The organism is Lactobacillus delbrueckii subsp. bulgaricus (genome assembly GCF_046938665.1).
Lineage (GTDB): Bacteria > Bacillota > Bacilli > Lactobacillales > Lactobacillaceae > Lactobacillus > Lactobacillus delbrueckii_C.
In genome coordinates this window covers 100,299-122,561 of the sequence record NZ_JBKZCD010000004.1, presented here as the reverse complement: position 1 = coordinate 122,561, position 22,263 = coordinate 100,299, and the positions used below count along the sequence as shown (strand labels likewise).

The 22,263-nt window shown below is 49.5% G+C and carries 16 protein-coding genes and 1 pseudogene; 13 read left to right on the top strand and 4 right to left on the bottom strand.

Annotated elements, in window-relative coordinates:
* The first annotated feature begins 126 nt into the window (after window positions 1–126).
* From ACLUXO_RS04355 to ACLUXO_RS04310, 10 genes and pseudogenes are all read left to right on the top strand, one after another.
* Complete coding sequence (locus ACLUXO_RS04355) at window positions 127–501, top strand: GntR family transcriptional regulator (protein WP_003611829.1); 375 nt, start codon at window positions 127–129, stop codon at window positions 499–501.
* On the top strand, window positions 488–1,393 hold the full coding sequence (locus ACLUXO_RS04350) for an ABC transporter ATP-binding protein (protein WP_412136464.1): 906 nt from the start codon (window positions 488–490) through the stop codon (window positions 1,391–1,393). Before ACLUXO_RS04355 ends, ACLUXO_RS04350 begins: the two co-directional genes overlap by 14 nt.
* Window positions 1,365–3,140, top strand: a complete 1,776-nt coding sequence (locus tag ACLUXO_RS04345) for a DUF6449 domain-containing protein (protein ID WP_412136463.1) — start codon at window positions 1,365–1,367, stop codon at window positions 3,138–3,140. The genes ACLUXO_RS04350 and ACLUXO_RS04345 overlap by 29 nt, the downstream gene beginning before the upstream one ends.
* A 93-nt stretch (window positions 3,141–3,233) precedes the next feature.
* Window positions 3,234–4,622 (top strand): amino acid permease, encoded by a 1,389-nt coding sequence (locus tag ACLUXO_RS04340; RefSeq protein ID WP_412136462.1) that lies wholly within the window; start codon window positions 3,234–3,236, stop codon window positions 4,620–4,622.
* 210 nt (window positions 4,623–4,832) lie between these two features.
* Window positions 4,833–5,684 carry an SAM hydrolase/SAM-dependent halogenase family protein gene (locus ACLUXO_RS04335; RefSeq protein WP_260268701.1) on the top strand — a complete coding sequence of 284 codons (852 nt, stop codon included), beginning with the start codon at window positions 4,833–4,835 and terminating at the stop codon, window positions 5,682–5,684.
* A gap of 24 nt (window positions 5,685–5,708) precedes the next feature.
* Window positions 5,709–6,269 carry an ECF-type riboflavin transporter substrate-binding protein gene (locus ACLUXO_RS04330; RefSeq protein ID WP_076026535.1) on the top strand — a complete coding sequence of 187 codons (561 nt, stop codon included), beginning with the start codon at window positions 5,709–5,711 and terminating at the stop codon, window positions 6,267–6,269.
* A gap of 11 nt (window positions 6,270–6,280) precedes the next feature.
* Window positions 6,281–7,999 (top strand): ABC transporter ATP-binding protein, encoded by a 1,719-nt coding sequence (locus tag ACLUXO_RS04325; protein ID WP_412136461.1) that lies wholly within the window; start codon window positions 6,281–6,283, stop codon window positions 7,997–7,999.
* Window positions 7,992–8,819: an energy-coupling factor transporter transmembrane component T family protein gene (locus ACLUXO_RS04320; protein ID WP_412136460.1), complete on the top strand. Its 828-nt coding sequence runs from the start codon at window positions 7,992–7,994 to the stop codon at window positions 8,817–8,819. Before ACLUXO_RS04325 ends, ACLUXO_RS04320 begins: the two co-directional genes overlap by 8 nt.
* Before the next feature lie 435 nt (window positions 8,820–9,254).
* Window positions 9,255–10,634: pseudogene (locus ACLUXO_RS04315) on the top strand (aldehyde dehydrogenase family protein); the annotation flags it as partial.
* A 177-nt stretch (window positions 10,635–10,811) separates the two neighbouring features.
* On the top strand, window positions 10,812–11,315 hold the full coding sequence (locus ACLUXO_RS04310) for an ECF transporter S component (RefSeq protein WP_191669224.1): 504 nt from the start codon (window positions 10,812–10,814) through the stop codon (window positions 11,313–11,315).
* Window positions 11,316–11,406: 91 nt separating this feature from the next.
* On the opposite strand, the gene ACLUXO_RS04305 is transcribed toward ACLUXO_RS04310, so the two are convergent.
* The 4 genes from ACLUXO_RS04305 to ACLUXO_RS04290 all read right to left on the bottom strand — a co-directional run bounded on the left by ACLUXO_RS04305 (window position 11,407) and on the right by ACLUXO_RS04290 (window position 18,544).
* The gene (locus tag ACLUXO_RS04305) at window positions 11,407–14,385 is read right to left on the bottom strand and encodes an EAL domain-containing protein (RefSeq protein WP_412136459.1); all 2,979 of its coding nucleotides are present in this window, start codon (window positions 14,383–14,385) and stop codon (window positions 11,407–11,409) included.
* Window positions 14,386–14,579: 194 nt separating this feature from the next.
* Entirely contained in the window at window positions 14,580–15,959 is a 1,380-nt protein-coding gene (locus tag ACLUXO_RS04300) for an IS3 family transposase (RefSeq protein WP_412136458.1), read from the bottom strand.
* Between the two features lie 43 nt (window positions 15,960–16,002).
* Window positions 16,003–17,184, bottom strand: coding sequence for an MFS transporter (locus tag ACLUXO_RS04295; protein WP_412136457.1), 1,182 nt, complete (start codon window positions 17,182–17,184; stop codon window positions 16,003–16,005).
* Window positions 17,185–17,350: 166 nt separating this feature from the next.
* The gene (locus ACLUXO_RS04290) at window positions 17,351–18,544 is read right to left on the bottom strand and encodes an MFS transporter (protein ID WP_412136456.1); all 1,194 of its coding nucleotides are present in this window, start codon (window positions 18,542–18,544) and stop codon (window positions 17,351–17,353) included.
* Window positions 18,545–18,755: 211 nt separating this feature from the next.
* Here ACLUXO_RS04290 and ACLUXO_RS04285 point away from each other — a divergent pair, with 211 nt between their 5' ends.
* The 3 genes from ACLUXO_RS04285 to ACLUXO_RS04275 all read left to right on the top strand — a co-directional run bounded on the left by ACLUXO_RS04285 (window position 18,756) and on the right by ACLUXO_RS04275 (window position 22,262).
* Entirely contained in the window at window positions 18,756–19,877 is a 1,122-nt protein-coding gene (locus ACLUXO_RS04285; RefSeq protein ID WP_412136455.1) for an aminopeptidase P family protein, read from the top strand.
* Between the two features lie 293 nt (window positions 19,878–20,170).
* Window positions 20,171–21,373, top strand: a complete 1,203-nt coding sequence (locus tag ACLUXO_RS04280; protein WP_412136454.1) for an MFS transporter — start codon at window positions 20,171–20,173, stop codon at window positions 21,371–21,373.
* A 19-nt stretch (window positions 21,374–21,392) separates the two neighbouring features.
* Window positions 21,393–22,262 carry a carbohydrate kinase family protein gene (locus ACLUXO_RS04275; RefSeq protein ID WP_412136453.1) on the top strand — a complete coding sequence of 290 codons (870 nt, stop codon included), beginning with the start codon at window positions 21,393–21,395 and terminating at the stop codon, window positions 22,260–22,262.
* Window position 22,263: the final 1 nt, after the last annotated feature.

Genomic DNA, 22,263 nt, shown 5'->3' with positions numbered 1-22,263 from the left:
AAATTTCCTTGGCCAATTATTTTACTTTAGAAAGAAGCTATTTTCTTTTTGCCAAGTGCTTGTCAATTCGTCTTTAGTGTACTAGAATAAATAGTACAGTAGAGACAGCTAGAAAGGAGCGAGCTAGTGGACTTTATTGACTATTTGGACAGCCGACCGATTTACCAGCAGATCGCGGACAGGTACAAGCAGCTGATTCTGACTGGAGTCATGCTGCCAGATGAGCAGCTGCCGTCTGTGCGGAAGTTGGCCATGGAATTGTCGACTAACCCTAATACAGTGCAGAAGGCATACGCCGCGCTGGAACGGGAGGGATACGTGTACAGCGTCAAGGGCCGGGGGAATTTCGTCCGGGCCAATGAAACGCTGAAGAGCAAGCAAAAAGAAGAGCTGAAAGGGAAAATGATTGATTTAATTAAGGAGATTCAAGCAGTAGGCCTGGATCCACAGGAATTATTTGCTGAGGCCATGGAGGAGGCGGCAGAAGATGATCGAGATTGATGCATTAAACAAGGATTATGGGCAGACGGAGGCCATTAAGAACCTTAACCTGACCATTGAAGAAGACCGGGTCTTTGGCTTGATCGGGACCAACGGGGCCGGCAAGAGTACCCTCTTGCGGATGATCGCTGGCATCCTGCGGCCAACTTCTGGCCATATCACGATTGATGGCCTGCCAGTTTATGACAATCCAGCCGCAAAGAAGAAGTTTTGCTTCATTCCAGATGACCCCTACTTCTTCCCAAATGCCACAGCGGAGTCTATGGCCAGAGATTACGCGGCGGTTTACCAGGACTTTGACCAAGAACGTTTTGCCAGACTGCTGGCGGACTTTCGCTTAGAGCCTAAACGCCGCATACACGACTATTCTAAGGGCATGAAGCGGCAATTGGCAATCCTGCTAGGATTATGTACTAACACCAAGTATCTGCTCTTAGACGAAGTTTTTGACGGCTTAGACCCGGTTATGCGGCAGAGCATGAAGAGTCTTTTTGCCGAAGACATGGACCGGCGGCAATTGACTCCAATCATTGCCTCGCACAACTTGCGGGAATTGGAAGATATTTGTGACCACATCGGTTTCCTGCACAGCGGCGGTCTGCTTTTATCAGAAGATTTGGCCGACATGAAACTGGAAATCCAGAAGCTGCAGTGCGTCTTTAAGGACGACCGGGACATGGAGGAAGTCCTGGGCAAGCTGAAGCTGGTTGACCACAGCAGCCGGGGCCGCCTGCACACTTTGGTCGTGCGGGGGAGCCGGAGCGAAGTCGAAGCGGTCTTTGACCATGTGCCGATGACCTTCTTCGAAATCCTGCCGTTGACCTTGGAAGAAATCTTTATTGCAGAAGCGGAGGCAGTTGGCTATGACACGCGCAAACTTATCCTTAAATAAACACGGTCTGCCGCAAAAAGAAATCCTGCGGCACCGGAAAGTACCTGTAGCCTTGGCAATTTTGGTCATGGCCATGTTCTATATTGTTGGGACCATGCTTCTCTTGATCAGTGGAGAAGAACCTTATGAAAGCTTGCAGAGTGCGGTTAGATACTACTTCAATTATCGAAATTCTGCAACGCCGATTATCACAGGACTTTTCGGCGTCTACTTCGGCCTTGAAGCTTTTCGCTATTTGCATGTACCGCGGCAAGTAGACTTCTATGAAAGTCAACCCATCAGCCGTAGGGCCCGCTATATCGGAATCACGGTTAACAGCCTGCTTACTTTCAGCGTGATTTACCTTGTCTTTTTCTTGGTCGGTTTGACGATTTGCGCTGCCGCTGCCGCTGGGGCCAACGTGATGACCAACGCTGGAGTATGGCAGAGCTGTTTGAATAATTTATTGACCTTTTCAGCTTGGTATGGGATTGCCACTTTGAGCATGATGGTCACAGGGAATAGCTTTGTGGCAGGATTAGCCACAATCTTTTTCTCCTGTTTTGAACTGGGCGTGCTCTTTCTGTACTCGACTTTCTTTAGCTCCATTGCTCATACCGCCGGTACTGATGACTATGGCTGGCAACCATACACCAATCCTTGGTCGCAGGCCTTTAACAGCAGTCACTGGCTTGGAATAAGCTTAAACCTGCTTTGGACTGTTCTTTATCTGGGCTTGGCATACTGGGCCTACCAGAAACGGGCCAATGAAAAAGCTGGCAGAGCCGTTGCCTTTGCTTGGATTGAGCAGGCAGTAAAAATTATCTTGGTTATTTTCTTCGCAGCCTTTGGCGGGATTTTAGGCTACTTGATTTCAAGAAACAACTTTGTCTGCGGGATCTTGGGTGCTGTTATCATTGGCTTGCTGACCGCAAGCATTATGGAAGTTATCTTCAAGTTTGATCTGGCCGCATGGAAGAGCCACTTTGGCCAGGGATTGCTGTTGACCGTGGCTGGCCTGGCAATTTTTGTTGGCATGCACTGGGGAGGCAGACAGTTTGACAACTTGTTGCCTGCAAGTGATCAAGTGGCCAGCGTAGCAATTGCTCCGAATGACCGAGCTTTTAGCGCCTACTATATTGGCCAGTCTGTCGATAGTACTAGCGCAAATGAATATGCGGCCAAGTACATGTATTTGCCGGCTTCAACCGAGCTTTTGCAACTTGCTAAAGCCGGCAGCAAGCAAAGCCAGAAGATGGATCACGGCCAAACAACGATAATCCAGCTGCGCTTCTTGTTCAGAATGAAGAATGGCCAGGTTAAAACCAGAGTTTATAATATGCGGGAAAAGGATCTGGATAAATATTTCGAGCAGATTAGTAAAACAAAGGCTTACAAGCGTGGTTATTTCCAGATCTACCATGACCAGATGATCATGGACAAGTTGGGCACTGTGTCCATTGCCTATAAGAGCGGCAAGAAGACGGTTAAGCTGGAAGATGGCAAGCTTTACAGCGAATTCCGCAAGGCTTACAAGCAAGACTTGGCCAAATGGGATTACAAGCTGGCCAGCCGGCAGAAACCAGTCGGTCGGATCAGGATCGACTGGGCAGTGACAAAGTCAGATGATGCTACTGTTGAATATCCAGTTTACGCCAATTACAGCCACACGATTGCTTTCTTGAAGAAAAACAAGCTATATGACGAAACGCCGTTAAAGAATTCTCAGCTAGGGGACCTGGACTACTATATTAACGAAGACTACTAAGCAATTTAACTGAAAAACTTTACTTTTTCAGCCATTTGTTCTATTATTAAAACAATTATGCACTAATATTATTTTAATTATTTAGGAGGACAGATGGCGAAAAAACACGAAAACGCGGACGGAACGCTCCGGTCCTTATCGAACCGGCACGTACAGATGATTGCCATCGGGGGCACGATCGGGACTGGTCTCTTCTTAGGGGCCGGCAGCACGATCTCGGCCACCGGACCGTCAGTCATTTTGATTTATGCATTCATGGGGGTCTTTTTCTTCTTCATGCTGCGGGCATTGGGAGAAATGTTTTACTCAGACCCCAACCACCATACCTTCGTCTCATTTATTACTAAATACCTGGGGCCAGCAGCCGGCAACTTCGCCGGCTGGTCCTACTGGATCGGCCTGCTCTTTGCCTGTATGGCTGAACTTACAGCGGTCGGGACCTACTTCCAGTACTGGTTCCCGCACGCGCCTCTTTGGCTGGTTGAGCTGATTTTCCTAGGAGCCTTGACCCTGCTGAACTTGACGGCCGCCCGCCTCTTTGGTGAAACGGAATTCTGGTTTGCCATGATCAAGATCATCGCCATTATCTCCATGATCTTGACCGGGGTCTTCCTGGTGGCAACCCATGCTAAAACCCCGGTCGGCTATGCTTCTTTGGCCAACCTGACCAAGAACTTCAAGCTGGCGCCAAATGGCACTTACGCCTTCTTTACCGCCTTCCCGATGGTCTTCTTCTCCTTTGCCGGGATTGAATTCGTGACCATCACGATCGGGGAAGCTGAAGATCCCCACCAGGTGATCAAAAAGGCGGTCAACGAGACCCTGCTAAGAATCTTGATCTTCTACATCGGGACTTTGACCGTGATCATGTGCGTGGTTCCCTGGCGGTCAGTGTCTGCCTCCAGCAGTCCTTTCGTCCAGGTCTTCCAGTTAGCTGGCTTCACTACCGCGGCTTCAGTTCTGAACTTCGTGGTTTTGACCAGCGCGGCTTCAGCCTTGAACTCAACCATCTTCTCAGCTGGCCGGCACTTCTTCCAATTAGCGCAAGAAGCTAAAAAGGGCAGCTGGCTGAAGGACAACTTTGCCAAGATTGCCCCAAATGGGGTACCGGCAAGAGGAATCGGGATCTCAGTTTTATTCGCCTTGATCGCGCCAATCCTCAGCTTCTCTAACACGGCAATTGAGGCCTTCAGCATGGTTGCCGGGGCAACCAGTGATATCTTCATCCTGGTTTACGTCCTGGCCCTGCTGGCTCACCGGAAGTACCGCAAGTCCAGTGACTTTATGGAAGATGGTTTCAAGATGCCTTTTTACCAGGTAACCAGTCCATTGACGATTGCCTTTTTCCTGGTCATCTTCTTCAGCCTCTTCTTCGTCAAGGAAGATATCTTCGGAGCCAGCCTGGCTACCGCCTGGGTCGTTTTCTTCGGCAGCTTCTGCTACTTCCACCAGCGGGCCAAGGACAAGCGGGCTGATAACTAAAATTGAATTGAACAGATTGTACAGTCATGACGGAAGTCATGGCTGTTTTTTTGTCCAGAACGTTAGCCTTTCTAGTGAAAAGTAAACGAAAACAAGCCGCAAAAGCTGGACATTTTTGTAAAAGCCGAATGCTTTTCTTGACTTTGCTTGGTAAAGAGAGTATATTAAATAGATATTAAAAATTAAAAATGATTGAAAGGTGGAAATCGGATGGCATATAATAAGATGTTGGTCCTGCAGACAGACTTTGGTTTAGTAGATGGGGCGGTCAGCGCCATGCACGGGGTGGCTCACACGGTTGCCAGCGACATCCAGGTCTCTGACTTAACCCATGAAATCCCACCTTACGACATTTGGAATGCCTCTTACCGGCTTTACCAAACCATCAAGTACTGGCCAGCAGACACGGTCTTCGTCTCGGTCGTTGACCCAGGCGTTGGCTCAGCCCGCCGGTCAATCGCCGTCAAGACCAAGTCCGGTCACTACGTCATCACCCCAGACAACGGGACTTTGACCCATATCTACAAGTATGAAGGGGTTGAAGCAGTCCGGGTGATCGATGAAAACAAGAACCGCCTGCCGCACTCCCAGGAAAGCAACACCTTCCATGGCCGGGACGTTTACGCTTATAACGGGGCCATGCTGGCCAGCGGGCAGGTTGCCTTTGAAGATTTAGGCGAAGATGTCCCAGTTGACAGCCTGGTGACTCTGCCGGTGATCGAGCCCCGCCTGCAAGGTGACACGGCCGTCGGCACCATCGACGTTTTGGACGTCCGCTTTGGTTCTTTATGGACCAACATTCCGCTGGAAATGGTCAAAGAGCTGTCCATCGACCGGGGCGACAGCCTGCTGGTCACCATCTTGCACCAGAACGTGGCCGTCTACCAGGAACACATCCCGTTTGTCCGGTCATTTGCGGAAGTCAACCTGGGCCAGCCACTCGTCTACATCAACTCCCTGGTCAACATCGGGATTGCCCTCAACCAGGAATCCTTCGCCGCTGTTCACCACATCGGCACCGGGACCGACTGGCAGGTCAAGATCAGCAAGGTTAACAAGTAAAAAAAGAAATTGGAGAGAATTTTTATGAATAAGGATATGTGGAAGTTAAGCCCTAAGAACATCGCTGCCTTGGGGATCGGGTCAGCTGTTTTCGTGATTGTCGGCCGTTTTGCCTCAATCCCAAGCGGTCTGCCAAACACCAACTTTGAACTGGTTTACGCCTTTCTGGCCATGATCGCCATGATCTACGGGCCAACTGTCGGCTTCGGGGTCGGCTTCATCGGCCACGTCCTCTTGGACTTGATGATGTACGGGCAGACCTGGTGGAACTGGAACTTCGCGGCCGGTTTCCTGGGCTTCTTCATCGGCCTCTACGCTTTGCGCGTCAACATCGACCAAGGTGAATTCAGCGCTAAGGAAATGGTGATCTTTAATGTCGTGCAGGTCGTGGCCAACGCTATTGTCTGGTTCCTCTTGGGGGCCGTGGGCGACATGGTCTTGAACAGCGAACCAGCGGCCAAGGTCTTTGCCCAAGCCGGCCTAACCACCTTGATGGATGGTTTGACCATCGCGGTTTTGGGCACCATCCTGCTCAAGCTTTACGCCGGCAGCCGGGTCAAGAAGGGCAGTTTGCACAAGGATTAAGGAATTAATATATGACAAGTCTGATTCAGTTTAGAGATTTTTCTTTTCAGTACGACAGCCAGCAGGAGCCAACCCTCCACAATATCAATTTGACGATTGAGCAGGGGGAAAAAGTATTGCTGGCTGGGCCATCAGGGTCTGGCAAGTCAACCCTGGGCAAGTGCTTGAACGGATTGATTCCCAACCTGGATAAAGGGACGATCACAGGCCAGTGCTTGATTGATGGCAAGGACATCAGTCAGACTGGCCTGTTTGACTTATCTTTTACCACTTCAACCATTCTCCAGGATACGGACGCCCAGTTTATCGGCCTGACGGTCGGGGAAGACATCGCTTTTTCCCTGGAAAATGACTGCGTGCCCCAGGACAAAATGAAGCAGGTGGTGGACCGCTGGGCTAAGGAGCTGGATTTGGGCGATTTGCTTAAGCAATCTCCCCAGAGCCTGTCGGGCGGACAGAAGCAGCGGGTGGCCCTGGCCGGGGTCTTGGTTGACGAGTCCCCAATCCTGCTCTTTGATGAACCCCTGGCCAACCTGGACCCGGCCTCTGGCTACAAGACCATGCGCCTCATCGACCAGATGCAGAAGAAGTTCGGGGCCACGGTCATCATCATCGAGCACCGCTTGGAAGAAGTCCTGGCTGAGGAAGTAGACCGGATCATCCTGGTTGATGAAGGCCGGATTTTAGCTGACCAAAAGCCGGATGACCTGCTCAAGGCTGACCGCCTGGAGGCTGTTGGGGTCAGAAATCCGCTTTACCTGGATGCCATGAAGACGGCTGGAATTGATTTGAATAAGCTTGACAAGCTGACCCCGCTGGAAGCTTTGCCGGTTGAGGGGGATGCCAAGGGCAAGCTTTTGGCCTGGCAAAACAGCTACCAGTTGCCAGCAGAAAAGGCAGCTGGCAAAGAGCTCTTGACCTTGAAGAATGTTGGCTTTGCCTACAGTGCCGACCAAAAGTACCCTTTAAAAGACGTTAATGCCGTCATCAAGGAAGGAGACTTCATCTCCATCGTGGGGCAAAACGGGGCGGGGAAGACCACCCTCTGCCGCTTGATCTGCGGCTTTTTGCAAAACACGGGTGAGATTGCCTGGCAAGGCGAAGACATGGCCGGCTTATCCATCAAGGAGCGGGCGGACAAGATCGGCTACGTGATGCAGGATCCCAACCAGATGATCAGTCAGACCATGATTTTTGACGAAGTGGCCCTGGGCTTGCGCTTGCGGAAGGTGCCAGAAGCCGAGGTTAAGGAAAGAGTGGCCAAGGTTCTTAAGATCTGCGGCCTCTACCCATTCAGAAACTGGCCGGTTTCCGCCCTCAGCTTTGGGCAAAAGAAGCGGGTCACGATCGCGGCGATTTTGGTCCTGGAACCGGACTTGTTGATTCTGGATGAACCAACGGCGGGCCAGGACTGGAAGACCTACACGGAAATCATGTCCTTCTTGCAGGAATTAAATGCAGCCGGCAAGACGATCATGATCATCACCCACGACATGCACTTGATGATGGAATACACTGACCGGTCACTTGTTTTTGCCAAGGGCCGTTTGATTGCCGACACCACGCCGGTTGCGCTCTTGACTGATGAAAAGCTGGTCGAGCAGGCTTCTTTGCGGCAGGTCAGCCTCTTTGACCTGGCCCAGCATTACGGCCTGCCGGATCCAGAAGGCTTTGCCCGCAAGTTCGCGGCTTATGAACGGGAAAGATTGGGGGAAAACGCTAATGAATGATGCAGTTTTAGGCTATACGCCGGGGAAGACCTTTGTCCACCGCTTGAGCGCGACCACCAAGCTTTTGTTCTTGCTCATTACTTCGGTGGCCTGCATGGTGACTTATGATACCCGCTTTTTGCTGATCATGTGCCTTTTGTCTTTAGTCTTGTTCAAGATTTCCCAGGTCAAGTGGCGGCAGGTGTCAGTCGTGGTCAACCTGATCATGATTTTCGCGGTCTTGAACTTGATCTTGGTTTACGTCTTCCAGCCCAGCTACGGGGCTGATCTCTATGGGAGCAAGCACATCCTGCTGGGCAGCGGCTTTTTGGCTTTGACGGCTGAGGAGACTTTTTACCTCTTCAACTTGCTGCTTAAGTATATCTGTGCCGTGCCAATCGCGATCTTGTTCTTATTGACGACCAACCCCAGCCAGTTTGCTTCCAGTCTGAACCAGATCGGGATCAGCTACCGCTTCTCTTATGCCTTTTCCCTGGCCCTGCGCTATATTCCAGACATCCAGGAAAGCTACTGGGCGATTTCCCATGCCCAGCAGGCCCGGGGCAATGAGATTTCCAAGAAGGCCAAGCTGGCTGACCGGGCCAAGGGGACGGTCAATATTGTCATGCCTTTGATTCTGTCCAGTTTAGACCGGATCACGGTGATCTCCACGGCCATGGAACTGCGCCGGTTTGGCTCTAAGAAGAAGCGGACCTGGTACACTTCCCAAAAGCTTAAAGGCAGCGACTGGCTGAGCTTGGGGGTGGCAGTTTTGCTGGTTCTCTTGATGCTCTACTTCTGGCAGCTGAACCAGGGCCGCTTTTACAACCCTTTTAAGTAGCAGATAAATTTTAGGACTCGGTTGAGTCCTTTTTATTTGGCAAAAATTAGCTAAAAAACAGAGACTAAGTGAAAAAGTTACTGAACTGCTAAAAGATAAAATGGCTTTTACCCAGTCTTTTTTAGTGAAAAAAGTAAAATACTTAAGGCAAAATCCTGCTCTTGCAGGATAAATGGCCTAAAAATTGCCTTTTAACTTTTGTGATAGAAATCGCTATCTTTTGCAATAGTTCAAAAGGTAAACAAAATAATTATTTCACAATATCGAAAAGAGGTTACCGCTTACATTGCTAATAGGGCAAAATATAAGGAAGATCTGGCTTCTTGTGTCATTAAAAAAGGGGGATTTTATCCTCTTTTCTTTTTGCCAAATGCTGTTATAGTAGTAATTGAGAAATGGATCACAAGAAATAAACAAGAAGCAGGAGACGAGAGAATGCCTAAGCAAAGCACCACTGAAGTGGAAAAGTCAGTTCAAACTGAAGACGAAATCTACCACAATATCGATATTTTGGCTAATAAATCACATGAAGCCTTAGCCCAAATGGACGACTTCAGCCAGGAAGACGTGGACAAGCTTTGCCAAGTCATTGAAAAAGTCGGTGAAGACAATGCCCGCTACCTGGCCCAAATGGCAGTTGACGAAACTGGCCGGGGCAAGGTCGAAGATAAGGTGACCAAGAACACCTACGCTGCCCAGACCATCTGGGAAAGCATGAAGGACATGAAGACGGTCGGGGTGATCGAAGAAAACAAGCAGGAAGGCTTGATGAAGATTGCTGAACCGATCGGGGTCATCGCCGGGGTAACGCCAGTCACCAACCCGACTTCCACGGTTATCTTCAAGGCTATGATCGCCATGAAGAGCAAGAACACCATCATCTTCGGCTTCCACCCGCAAGCCCAAAAGTGCTGCGTGGAAACAGCCAAGCTGATTAAGAAAGCCACGGTTGCCGCTGGGGCACCGGAAAACTGGATCCAATGGATTGAACACCCAAGCCTCACGGCCACGACTGCTTTGATGAACAACCCAAAGGTCCAGATGGTTCTGGCTACTGGTGGCCCAGGCATGGTCAAGGCCGCCTACTCAACTGGCAAGCCGGCCCTGGGCGTGGGCCCAGGCAACGGCCCGTCCTACATCGAAAAGACAGCGGACATTGAACAGTCAGTTAACGACATCGTCTTGTCCAAGACTTTTGACAACGGGATGATCTGTGCCTCAGAAAACTCCGTCGTCGTTGACAAGGAGGTCTATGACCAAGTCAAGGAAGCCTTCTTAAAGCGCCACTGCTACTTCTTAAAGGCTGACGAAATCAAGCTCTTTGAAGAACACTTCATCGACCCCCGCCGGGGGACAGTCGCTGGCCCGATGGCCGGCAAGAGCGCGGTCAAGATCGCTGAAATGTGCGGAGTGACCGTACCTGCCGACACCCAAGTTATTGTGGCAGAATACAGCGGGGTTGGCCCGAAGTACCCATTGTCAGCTGAAAAGCTGTCCCCGGTCTTCACCCTCTACAAGGCGGAAAACAGTGCCCAGGCCTTCAAGATCTGCACCGACCTCTTGAACTACGGTGGCCGGGGCCACACTGCCGGCATCCACACCCAAAACAGCAAGGTCATCCGCAAGTTTGCCTTCGCCATGTCTGCCTGCCGCATCCTGGTCAACAGCCCGGCTGCCCTTGGCGGGATCGGCGGGGTCTACAACAACATGATGCCATCCTTGACCCTGGGGACCGGTTCATACGGGGCTAACTCAGTTTCCCACAACATCACCGCCAAGGACCTCTTGAATATCAAGACCGTGGCCATGAGAAGAAAGCCAATCTTATAAAAAATACCGTCATTAAAAATCAAGAATCCACGTCTTAAATTAGTTAAGCTGAGGCTATTGCCTTAGCTTTTTCTTTCTTCTTTTTTGTAAGAAAAAATGCCTTAAAAAATACTGAAAAAGTGCTAAAATAGAAGGCATAGTTACAAGCTGGAGGAAAATTACATGCAAAAATCATGGTCAGTCAAAAGAACCGCCGTCGTCGCCGTCTTGATGGCAATGAACGTTGCCTTGTCTTCATTCAGCATCCCTGTCCCGGGCGGCCACCTCTACTTCAATGATGTGGTCATCGTGGCGGCAGCCTTGCTGCTGTCCCCATCAGAGGCCTTCGTGGTCGGCGGGGTAGGGGCCTTCTTGGGCGACTTCCTTTTCTACCCGGCGCCCATGTTCGTCAGCCTCTTCTCCCACGGCTTTGAAGCCCTAATCATCTCTTACTTTGCCCACAAGTTTGCTGGTGAGCAAAAGAAGGTCATCTTGGGCATCTTTATCGGCGCTGCCGTGATGGTAACTGGCTACACTTTAGGCCGGGCCTTCATTTACGCGACCCCGGCCATCTCCCTGGTCAAGTTTCCTTTTGAATGCCTGCAGGCAGCCGTTGGGGCGGGCTTAGGCTACAACCTGGTCTACCACGCTGGCATTGAAAAGCAGTTCCAACACCGCTTGCGGTAAACAGAAAACAGCAAGAAATACAGAAGTCATTGCAAGCAAAAATCCACCCGCGAGGGTGGATTTTTTATGTTCATTCAGTTAAAGAAAAGTGCTAATTATAGCGCGACGGCCCGCCGCTGATCTGGTTGCGGCCATTCTCCTTGCTCTTGTAGAGCATGTGGTCGGCTTCCCGGATCATCTCGTAGACCTCATCTGGAGTCTGGGCCTGGCCATAGACATAGCCGGCAGAAATATGGATGTCAAACTTCAAGTCTAGAATCTTGACTTGCTCTAAGTGTTTCCGCACCTTTTGGTCGTTTTTACGGAGCCGGTCTTTGGATTCAAAGTCCTCAATGACCAAAAATTCGTCGCCCCCGTAGCGGTAGCAGTGACCGATCCCGTAAACGTGCAGGAGGGCCTCGCTGATCTTCTTTAAGACCGCGTCCCCGTATAAGTGGCCGAACTTGTCGTTAAAAGTCTTGAAGTAGTCAATATCAATCATCATGACTGAGATGTCCCTTTGAGTCAAGTAGCCGAAGTCCCGGTCAAAGCTGCGCCGGTTCTTCAAGGTAGTCAAAGGATCCCGGGCCGCTTCAACCCGCAGCTGGGTCAACTCGTCCATCTGGCTGGTAACATCCATGATAAAGCCCAGGAGGCCACAGATGGAATTGCCGTCATAGATGGGGGAGAGGAAGTAGTGGAAGGTCCGGTGTTTGTCCTTGTCCGTATCGGTCATGTAGTCGTCCAGGGCAACCCCGTCTTTTAATAGCTGCTCTTCTTGCCCCTGGATTGTCTGCAGTCCATCAGTTGGATCGGGGCAACTGACCTCACCTAGGATGTCCTTCAGTTGTAAGCCAAAGTAATCCAAGAAACGCTGGTTGGCTCCCAGGTATTCAAGCTTGGCGTTCTTCCAGAAAAGACCGACATTGCTGTTTTCTAAGAGGGCCAGGCGAAGCTTCCCCGGACCCAGCCCCCCGCCGTCCTTGATTAATTGCTGGTAGTCCTTTTGCGGTGTCCGGTTCTTGACCTTGTAGCCATCAGAGAGGAAGGCGGTCAAGTTGTCGGTCTTGGAGATCAGCTGCAGGCGGACTTTAAACTGTTCTTGATCGGTAATCCAGTCAAACTGGGCGATCTCGTTAACCTGCTTGCACTGGCCAATGGCGGTCCAAAGACGGCTGTAGTTGCCAGTCGCAGCCCCGTTGCAGGTCTTAACAAAAGCCTCCGTGTCATTATAGCCCAAGCGGCTGGTCCAGGAGCGGAAGGCGCTGTTGCAGTAGACAAGTTTGCCCTGCCGGCTTTGGATGATGAAGATGGAACTAGGCCGGGGATTTTCAAAGTTATTGTCCAGCCGGTCCTGGGTTTCCAAGTAGGGATCCAGGACGTTGATGTGGCTGAAGCCGGAGAAAAGGGCCCTTTCTTCAGCGATTTCAAAGTTATCTCTTTCCTGGCTTAGTTTTTCTTCTGGCATTTCTTTAGCTAAAAGCCGCCCTTGAGTCAGCATGATTCCTAAGGACCGGATGAAGTTGAGCATGGCCCGGTCCTCAACCCCCTTGACGACCGGGACGATCTTGAGCAGGCGAGACATGTTGATGACGGAAGCCAGGATAATCTTGGCCCTTTGCCGGTTGGTATTAAAGCTGCGGACGTCGACTTTGAGATAGTCGAAATTGTATTCCAGTAAAGTTTCAGTCGATAAGTCGCTGTTGTCGTTGCCATAGCGGTCCAGGCAGATCTGAAAGCCCTGCTTTTGCAGGCTGGCCGCCGCGTCTTTCAAGCGCTGCTGGTCACTGGCCATCGGCTGGGCAATCAAGTCAAAATGGATCATCTTATGGGGGATCTGGTATTTCTGGGTGATCCCGACAACCTGGTCGGTGAAGCCATCAATATTGAAGTCGCTAGGCGAGAGGTTGATGGAGACCGGAACGGTTGGCAGGTTGTCTGCCCGGCTTTGGTTCAGCAAGCGGCAGACATGGTCCAGGACATGGAGGTCCAGCTGGTAGACCAGGCCGCTTCTTTCCAGAACTGGGATAAAGTGGCTGGCCTTTAAGGCCGGCTTGCCTGGTTCCTGCCAGCGGGAGACGGCTTCGAAGCTGCAGATTTTCTTAGAATAGAGGTTGAAAATCGGCTGGTAGTAGACCTTGAGCCAGTTCTGGCTGAGGGCTTCCTCAAAGTGGCCCATCAAGTAGTCCTGCATCTCAAAGCGCTTCTTGACAGAAGTATTGTAGACCTGGTAGGCCTTGTGCCGGTCATCGCCCATGTAGCGTAGGGCCAGGTAGGCCTTGTCGACGGCGCTGGTGGCTGATTCCATTTCTTTGACCTGGTAGACGCCGGCTCTGACGGTCGTGACCTTGTCAGCGGAAAAATCCGCGACTTTCTTCTGGATCTCCGGCAGCAGCTTCTTAAGCTGGCTGGGAGCAGTGATGGTCAAGAAGGAGTCGTCGACATAGCGCAGGGTCAGCCCTTCCTGGAAGCTGGCCCGGATGATTTCCCCGCACTTCTTGATGAGCTGGTTCCCCTGCAAGAAGCCAAAGTGGTCGTTGTAAGAGTGCAGGGAGGAGATATCGAAGTAGATCACGTCAACTTGCCCGGCCTGCTTTAAGAGCTTTCTTAAAAAGTCATCCCCAAACTTGCTAAAGTAGCTGACATTGGGCATGCCTGTCAGCAGGTCTATGTTGGGGGACTCACTTTGTTCCTTGCTCTGCTGGCTTTGGTCGTTGCCCAGGTCAAAATAGGAGACCAGCAAAAGGATCGTGCCGTCCTCAGTCTTGATCCGTTTTGAGTGGGCAAAAAGGGTGTGGTATTCTCCCTTGATGGACAGGCGGTAGGTTAGGTGGCACTCCGGATACTTGATTGCTGAAGCTGAAAAAGTTGCCAGGCGGACAACGTCAGCCGGGTGGACCCGGCCAAAGCTGTGGTGGTTGAGGTATTCCAGCATGGACTCCCGGTCAGAGCCCACCATCTTGCAGTATTCGTCAGAAGCCAGCAAGACATGGTACTCCCCGTCGATGACCTGCAGCACTAAAAGCGGCAGGGGGGTAGTCTCATATTGGACGCGTTCTTGGTCGGTAAATTGGTAAAGGGCTTCTGCCATAGTTCTTCCTTAATTGATTGAACGATAATCAAGTGGGTGATTATCAGCTTAAATTAATAGTACTTTCGTGAAAATTATAACACTGATTGTTTCTTGCAAGGGACGATGAAAAAACTTTCAAGCAAGGGAAGTTCTTAAAAAAGTATATTAACTTACTTACTTGATGTGACCCCAAAAATTGGGACAAATTAGTATTACGCCGTTAAAGTTGTTAAAACATGATTCCGATATTCAATCGGGGTCATGTTTTTTCGTCCTGTTTTGATTCGTACGTTGTTGTAGTAATCGATATATTTGTGAATAGCTTGTTCAAGCTCATTTAGGTCCTTGTATTTATGTTCTTGACCGTAGAACATCTCCCGCTTAAGAATGCCGAAGAAGCCTTCCATTAAGCCGTCATCTAGAGAATTACCTAGTCTGGACATACTCTGATCGATCCCTCTGTTAGCCAGAGCGGCTTGATATGCATAGTGCTGATATTGCCAGCCACGGTCTGAGTGGAAAATAAGCCCATTAAGAGCCGGATGTTTCTCAAATGCATCATCTAGCATGGTCATCACTTGCTTAAGGTCTGGGTGCCTAGAAATGTTGTAGGAGATGATTTCTTGGGTACAACCATCGATAATTGGAGAGAGGTAGAGCTTTTGATCTTTAAGATGGAATTCTGTCACGTCGGTAAACCAATGTCTGTCGGGAATAATTGCGTAGAAATTGCGCTTGATTAAGTCTGGCTTGATCTTGCCTTGAACGCCGTAATAGCTGCTATATTTGCGTTTCTTGCGGATTGAGATAGCGAATAAGCCCATCTTTTGCATGAGCCTCTGCACCTTCTTATGATTGATCTCATAGCCTTCACGGCGAAGTTGTCCATAGATTCGCCGGTACCCATAGCGCTGGCTGTGTTCATGATAGATCTCTTTGATTCTATCCATCAGCTTCCGGTTACCAGAATCCTTATCTGGCTTATGGGTCTGATAGTAGTAGTTACTTCTTGAGATATGAGGCAATCCAGGATTGGCATTGATAACGTCGATAATGTACTTAACGCTAAGCCGCAATTCTTGCCTTAATTCAGTGATTGCACGAGCTAATTCTTCTTTTCTTGGCTCTTCCGTTCTTGAATTAAGGCCTCCAATTTTTTTATGTATGCAAGCTCGACTGTAAGCCTCTTTACCTGCTCTTCCAGCTCTTTGATCCGTTGTTTGTCCTTGCTTTTGGGCATTCTTGGGTGGTCTACCTTTCTTCTTGGTAATGACAGTATACCCGTTTTCTTTGAAAGAGCGAAGCCAATTTGCAAGAATTCCTTGATTCGTAAGCCCTAAGTCTAAGGAAACCTGCCTAAGAGCTTCACCACCTAGCAGAACTCTATCAATGGCAGCAAGCTTGAAATCAGCAGTATATTTCTGTTGAGGGCGATCCAAAATGTCTTCGCCATGCTTTTGGATCAAGTCTACCAAATATTGGATTCCTCCACGCTCCATCCCATACTTTCGGCTGAGGTAGGTGCCTCTTCTATGATCGTCTACCCATTCGTGGTAGATAGCGAGTTTGATTTCTTTAGTGTATTTAGTCATGAAAATAACCCCCGAAATTAGTGTCCTAATTTCGGGGGTCATATCAACTATTGTTTAGCTGCTGATTTTTCCTTTTACCGCGGCTGACAGAAATGACGGTAACCAGGAGGCAGGCCAAAATGCCGACAGCCAGGTCCCCGCCAAAGGCCAGGCGGATGTCAATGTCCGACAAGACGCCGGTGATGATTGGGACCGTGAAGGAAGCAGCAGCTCCAAAGAAGTAGAAGATCCCGGTTGCCAGGCCCTTTTTGTCTGGGAAGAATTCCATGAAGGCGTTTAGGCCCGTCTGCATGATCCCGCTGGCCGCCGTCAGGCCAAACATGAAGGAGGCAAGCTCAGACAAGAAGGCGGAATGGCTGACTAAAAGCAAAAGGACCATCAAAGTAGCTAAGACGTTCATGACCATAAGAATGGCGTAAGGGGAGACTTCCCGGCTGAGCAGGCCAAAGAGGATGAAGACCCCGATAATGGAGCCAACGCTATATAAGGAAAGAAAGAGGTGGCTGCTGGCAGTGGAGAAGCCCTGCTTTTGCCCGAAAAGGGTGATCCACTGGGTGAACCAGATCATGAGGGCCATGGAGGCGTAGCCGTAGAGGGCAAAGCAGACCGTGGTCAGCCAGCTCTTCTGGCTCTTGGCCGTGTTTTGTCCTGCTTCTGCCGTCTTTTGGCCAGCTTGCGGGAACTTCAGGGGAGCCAGGAGGATAGCGTTAATGATTAAGATTCCAGCCATAGCCAGGAAACTGTAGCCGTACCAGAGCTGGTGGTGGTGGAGGCTGGACACCAAAAGGGGCAGGATGAATTCGCCCAAGGAGGCGGCGGCCTTGATCAAGATGTTGCCCCGGCTGCCCTTTTGCCCCATTTCGGCGAAAGTTGTGTAGGTCCCGGCGTCCAGGGCGGAATTGGCAATCCCGGCTAAGATGGCCAGGCCGTAAGCCAGGTAGACGTTTTTGGAGAAGGGGATGCCGAGGGCGAAAGCCAGATAACAGGCCATGCCCAGGTAGACGAAGAACTTCCGGCTGATCTTGTCGGCCAGGTAGCCGGTAATCAGGTAGGCCAATAGGCGGCCGATCCCCACGCCGGAGATGACGAAGGAAACCAGCTTCAAGGGTACCGACCAGCTTTTGCCCAGGGCGGTCATGTTCTGGGAGAGGACCAAGAGGCCGAAGCCATGGGCGACGTAGTTGAGGTAGAGGCTGATAGACAGCCGCAGTTTTTGCTTGTTCATAGGCTTTTCCTTTCAGTAAAAGCGCTTTCTTTTTCTATATAATTAATTATATCATTTTAATTGATTTGTTTTTTTGCACAATTGATAGAAAGAGGCTATAAGGAAAGGGCAAAAAGTACTGCAAAAAAGCCGCGGAAAAGATCTCCGCGGCAATACTTTCTGAAAATTAAGCTTTAACTTCTGCGGGCTGGTCAGCCGTTTCCGGCTTAAGGGCCCAGTTGATGGCCAAGGCCAGGCCGGTCGCTAACAAGCCGATAAAGAGGTCGCTGCCAAAGGCCAGCTGGATGCTGGCATCAGACAAGACCCCGGTGATGATCGGGACAGTAAAGGAAGCAATCGCGCCAAAGAAGTAGAAGACGCCGGTCGCCAGGCCCTTTCTTTCCGGGTAGAGGTCCATGAAGGCGTTGAGGCCGGTCTGCATGATCCCGCTGGCCGCGGTCAGGCCGAAAATAAAGGAGGCCAGAGCAGTCAGCCAGGCAGTCTGGCTGACCAGCATGACGGCAATCGCGCAGCTGGCGGCCAAGTTCATGAAGATGAGGAGCCTTTGCCCGGAGATTTTACCCAAGATGGCAAAGAGAAGGAAGACCCCAGCGATGGAACCGGTGCTGTACAAGGACAGGAAGAAGTGGCTGCTGGCCGCGGAGAAGCCCTGCTTTTGGCCAAACAGGGTGATCCACTGGGTAAACCAGATCATGAGGGCCATGGAGGCGTAGCCGTAAAGAACGAAGCAGACGGTAGCGAAGAGCTTCTTCTTAGACACTTGCTGCTTACCGGCAGATTTTGCGGCATTATTTTGCCGCGGGGCCGGGAACTTGAGGGGGGCCAGCAAGATGGCATTGACGACCAGGATGGCGGCCATGGTCAGGAAGCTGATCCCAAACCAGCGGCCGTTTAAGCTGGCAACTTCGATTGGGAGGATGAATTCACCTAAAGAAATGGCGGCCTTAAGCAAGATATTGCTCTTTTGGTTGCCCATCTCGGCAAAAGTCGTGTAGGTCCCGGCGTCCAGGGCGGAGTTGGCAATCCCGGCCAGGATGGCCAAGAAGTAGGCAAAGTAGACGTTTTTTGCAAAGGGGGTAGCCAGGGCGAAGGCCAGATAGCAGGCCATACCCAGGTAAACAAAGAATTTGCGGCTGAACTTATCAGCAAGATAACCAGTGATCAGGTAGGCTAAGAGCCGGCCAATGCCGATGCCGGAGATAACGAAAGAAACGATTTTTAAAGGAGCCTGCCAGGCTTGCCCCAGGGCGGTCATGTTCTGGGACAGGATCAAGAGGCCAAAGCCATGGGCGACGTAGTTGAGGTAGAGGCTGAGGGACAGCCGGTTTCGTCTGATCTGATTTGGTGGGTTATTGTTCATGTGTGTTATCCTTTCTAATAAGCCAGTGCTTATGATGCAAAATTTTTGTTTCCCCAAAATCCAAAAATAGATCAATAGAATGATTTTTTGGATTTGATAGAAATTATATTATGATCGAGCAGCTTTGCCTAGCTAATTCATTAAAAAAAGCCTAGAAAAAGGAAAGAAATATGAAAATAAAGCAAAAACACTTTCTTAGGAGTGAAAAAGCATGAAAGAAGAAAGAAAATTAACCTGGGAAGAGCATTTAGCAGCCTTAACGTCCTACTTGGATGAAAAAGGCATTGACCTGGCCTATGTGGCCGATCCAGTGGACATTGCCTACCTGACGGGCTACAGCAGCTGGACGGAGGAGCGGGTCTTCGCCTTGCTGGTATCCAGAACAGGCCAGGCCCTCTTGCTGGTTCCGGCGATCAATGAAGGAGAAGTCAAGCAGACTTCTTGGGCGGACCGGGCCTGCTTTTACCAAGATGGGGAGAATCCATGGGAGAAGGCAAAAGAGAGAATAACCGCCTGGCCAAAAGGATATTGGGCCCTGGAAGCGCGGGCGGTGACCCTCAGCCACTACCGGGCGATTAAGGCAGTTTTCCCGGAAGCCAATTTAGAAGCAGACATCTCTTCCTGGCTGGCCAGACAGCGGATGATCAAGTCGCCGGCGGAAATTGAAAAGCTGCAGGCGGCTGGCAGGCTGGCTGACCAGGCATTGGACTTGGCTTTTGCTCTTTTAAAAGCGGGGCAGGGGATGAGTGAAAGCGAGCTGGCTCTTGAACTGGACTACCAGCTGAAGAAAAAGGGGATGGGGGACTTGAGCTTTCCATTGATCGTCCAGGCCGGAGAAAGCGCGGCCAGTGTTAGCGGTCTGCCCAGCCAAAAGGGGGTTCAGGCTGGGGACATGGTGATTTTTGACTTGGGGATCATGAAGGATGGCTATGCTTCAGATGTCAGCCGGACGGTAGCCCTGGGCGAAATCAGCCCGGCAAAGCGGGAAATCTATGAGACGGTCCGGTTAGCCCAGGAAACGGCGGCTAAGGCGGCCAGACCAGGGATGACGGCAGGTGAGCTGGACCAGGTGGCCCGCGGGGTTATCGAAGAAGCGGGCTACGGGCAGTATTTTCCCCACCGCTTGGGCCACGGGATCGGGATGCAGGTCCATGAGCCGGTGAATCTGGAGCCGGGAAGCAAGCAGAAGCTGGAAGCAGGGATGTGCTTTTCCATTGAGCCGGGGATCTATTTGCCGGGTGTTGGCGGCGTCAGAATTGAGGACTGCGGGTGTCTTGATGAAGATGGCTTCCACCCCTTTACCAAGACCGGGAAAGATTTGTTGCTTTTGTGAGAAAACAGTTAAAAATTGAGCTATTTGGTCATACCCAAACACTTTTTGTGTTTGAGCATGGCCTTTTTTCTTTCAAAAAGAAAGAGTAAGAAAACAGATTTCTAATTTATACGGATTTTATATTGTGATGAAAAACTCTGAAAAAAATTGGCGATAAGTAGGCGATCACCTTGAATGACAGAAGTTTAGAAAATGAAAAAAACGAAAAAATAATTGACAATACAATGAGAAATGCTACTATTTTTAATATATTTTCAATCTAAAAAGCAAGGGGTGTGCTAGTGAGGTGAAAAATGAAATTAAATGAAAGAGAGCTAGCTAATACCGTCAAGCTTGTAACAAGCAATGGTATTTCCAAGCTTGGGGACATCTTGTTCGATTATGTTAATTCTGTCTGGCTATCGAAGCTGGGGAACGGCAGTTTTTGGATGGCAGTGTATCAGAGCAGTGAAACGATCGTCAGTGTTTTCGTCAACTTTATAGGCGGAATCTTGTCTGATACGAAGCAGCGGAAGAGCATTATCTGGATTTGCGATATTATTGCCGGTCTCTTGTGTATCGCGCTAGCAGTATTTGTTCCTTCTTTTCTGTTGTTATATGCAATTATTGGTGTAAACATCGCACTATCAGTCCTGTCTTCAATCAGAGATCCGGCTTATAAAGCGGTTTTCGGTGAAATTGTCCGCAAGGAACAGATTGGCCGGGTCAATTCTTTGCTTGAAAGCTGCAAGCAAACTATCAAGGTTGCTGGTCCCGTGCTTGCCATGGTGATCGCTAAATTTGTTGGCAGCAAGATGGCTTTGCTGCTGGATGGACTTACTTTTATTATTTCTGGTTTGTTGATCAGACAGCTGGATATTTTGTTTGAAACAGAGCCGCCGGTAGCTAAGCAAAGCAGTTTTAGCAAGATCAAGGATGCATTTAAGTATCTGCTGGCCGAAAAAAATATTTTGATCGTAATTGCTTTTGCCAGCGTAATCAACTTTATTTTGGCAGGTTACGAATTGATTCTTCCTTTTGCTAGTTTTGCTTTTAGCAAGAATGCTTATGCTTTCTTTTTAACGGCTGAATCAGTTGGTGGCTTGCTGGGAGCAGTGGCTTCAAATTTGATTCGGAAGGAATTGTCCAGCAAGTATCTGTTCTGGATTATTGCTGTGGCTGGACTGCCGCTGGCGGTGATGAGTCCGTTGTATCAAGTTAGTCATTGGCTTTTTGGGCCGATAATTTGCATTACCTTGTTTAATTTCTGCGTTTCGGTTTTTAACATTCAGTTTATGACTTACATTCAGACCAACGCGGATATGACTTACATTGGCCGGGTATTCAGTATTGTCTTTACGGCGGCAATCATTTTCGTGCCGCTCGGTTCTTTTTTCTTCCAATTTGTCATGGACGTAAAGGACAGCGTGGATTATTTGTGGCTGGGGGGATTGCTGATGTTTGTAGCAGGCCTTGCCAGTGTAATTTACTCGCTGAATCAGCGGCGGGCAGAATAAAGTTAGATGGAGATGAATTATGAAGATTGATGTATTAGGAACAGCGTTTATGGATGTAGTATTTCAAACACCAGAATCTGGGTTTGAAGCAGATAATGTTGTATTCTCAAATATGGCCAGAATCTCGGCTGGTGGCAATGGTTGTAATTTAGCGATTAATTTGGCCCAAAAGGAAGTTGAGACAAAATTCTATGGTTATATCGGGGATGATTATCCGGGCAGTGTGATCATAAAGGATTTTGTTAAGAACAATGTGACTTGGAACCAAAACTGTCATGAGTCAACTGGGATTTCCTTGGTATTGGTAGATCAGAGCGGGGAAAGATCGGTTACAAGTTATCAAGGGATGAATGATGAATTCGAATTATCCGCAGCGGAATTAGAAGCTTTGGATAACGATATCGCGGTATGTGGACTAGGGCTATTGCCTCAACTTGAAACGGATTTGAAGCCGCTGATTGCTAGAGCTCACAGTAATGGTCATACCATATATGCAGGAACAACGGGAGATACGAATCACTTGTATCAATTTATCAAAGAGGGTAAGTATTCGGGATTAGACTTTCTGTTTATGAATAATTTGGAGGCACAGAGATTGTGTCAATTACCTAATTTGATCGATTGTGGTAAAGAGTTAGTTAACGAATGTGGCATAAAAAATGTGATCATCACTGAGGGAGAAGGCGGAGCAACTATGATTTCTCAGAATGATGTATATCATGTAGATGCAAATAAGGTAAACTGTGTAGACTCAACAGGTGCGGGGGATGCCTTTATGGCAGGATTTATTGCCCAATATTCCTCTGACCATGACAGAATAAAGTCACTAATTGCAGCAAATAATTCTGGAGGTGAAAACGTTCAGTTCTTTGGAGCAGTGAGGTCTTAAT

Coding starts and splice junctions, on each gene's coding strand:
- ACLUXO_RS04350 (WP_412136464.1), top strand. CDS start 488: ATGATCGAGATTGATGCATTAAACAAGGATTATGGGCAGACGGAGGCC.
- ACLUXO_RS04345 (WP_412136463.1), top strand. CDS start 1,365: ATGACACGCGCAAACTTATCCTTAAATAAACACGGTCTGCCGCAAAAA.
- ACLUXO_RS04340 (WP_412136462.1), top strand. CDS start 3,234: ATGGCGAAAAAACACGAAAACGCGGACGGAACGCTCCGGTCCTTATCG.
- ACLUXO_RS04335 (WP_260268701.1), top strand. CDS start 4,833: ATGGCATATAATAAGATGTTGGTCCTGCAGACAGACTTTGGTTTAGTA.
- ACLUXO_RS04330 (WP_076026535.1), top strand. CDS start 5,709: ATGAATAAGGATATGTGGAAGTTAAGCCCTAAGAACATCGCTGCCTTG.
- ACLUXO_RS04325 (WP_412136461.1), top strand. CDS start 6,281: ATGACAAGTCTGATTCAGTTTAGAGATTTTTCTTTTCAGTACGACAGC.
- ACLUXO_RS04320 (WP_412136460.1), top strand. CDS start 7,992: ATGAATGATGCAGTTTTAGGCTATACGCCGGGGAAGACCTTTGTCCAC.
- ACLUXO_RS04310 (WP_191669224.1), top strand. CDS start 10,812: ATGCAAAAATCATGGTCAGTCAAAAGAACCGCCGTCGTCGCCGTCTTG.
- ACLUXO_RS04305 (WP_412136459.1), bottom strand. CDS start 14,385: ATGGCAGAAGCCCTTTACCAATTTACCGACCAAGAACGCGTCCAATAT.
- ACLUXO_RS04300 (WP_412136458.1), bottom strand. CDS start 15,959: ATGACTAAATACACTAAAGAAATCAAACTCGCTATCTACCACGAATGG.
- ACLUXO_RS04295 (WP_412136457.1), bottom strand. CDS start 17,184: ATGAACAAGCAAAAACTGCGGCTGTCTATCAGCCTCTACCTCAACTAC.
- ACLUXO_RS04290 (WP_412136456.1), bottom strand. CDS start 18,544: ATGAACAATAACCCACCAAATCAGATCAGACGAAACCGGCTGTCCCTC.
- ACLUXO_RS04285 (WP_412136455.1), top strand. CDS start 18,756: ATGAAAGAAGAAAGAAAATTAACCTGGGAAGAGCATTTAGCAGCCTTA.
- ACLUXO_RS04280 (WP_412136454.1), top strand. CDS start 20,171: ATGAAATTAAATGAAAGAGAGCTAGCTAATACCGTCAAGCTTGTAACA.
- ACLUXO_RS04275 (WP_412136453.1), top strand. CDS start 21,393: ATGAAGATTGATGTATTAGGAACAGCGTTTATGGATGTAGTATTTCAA.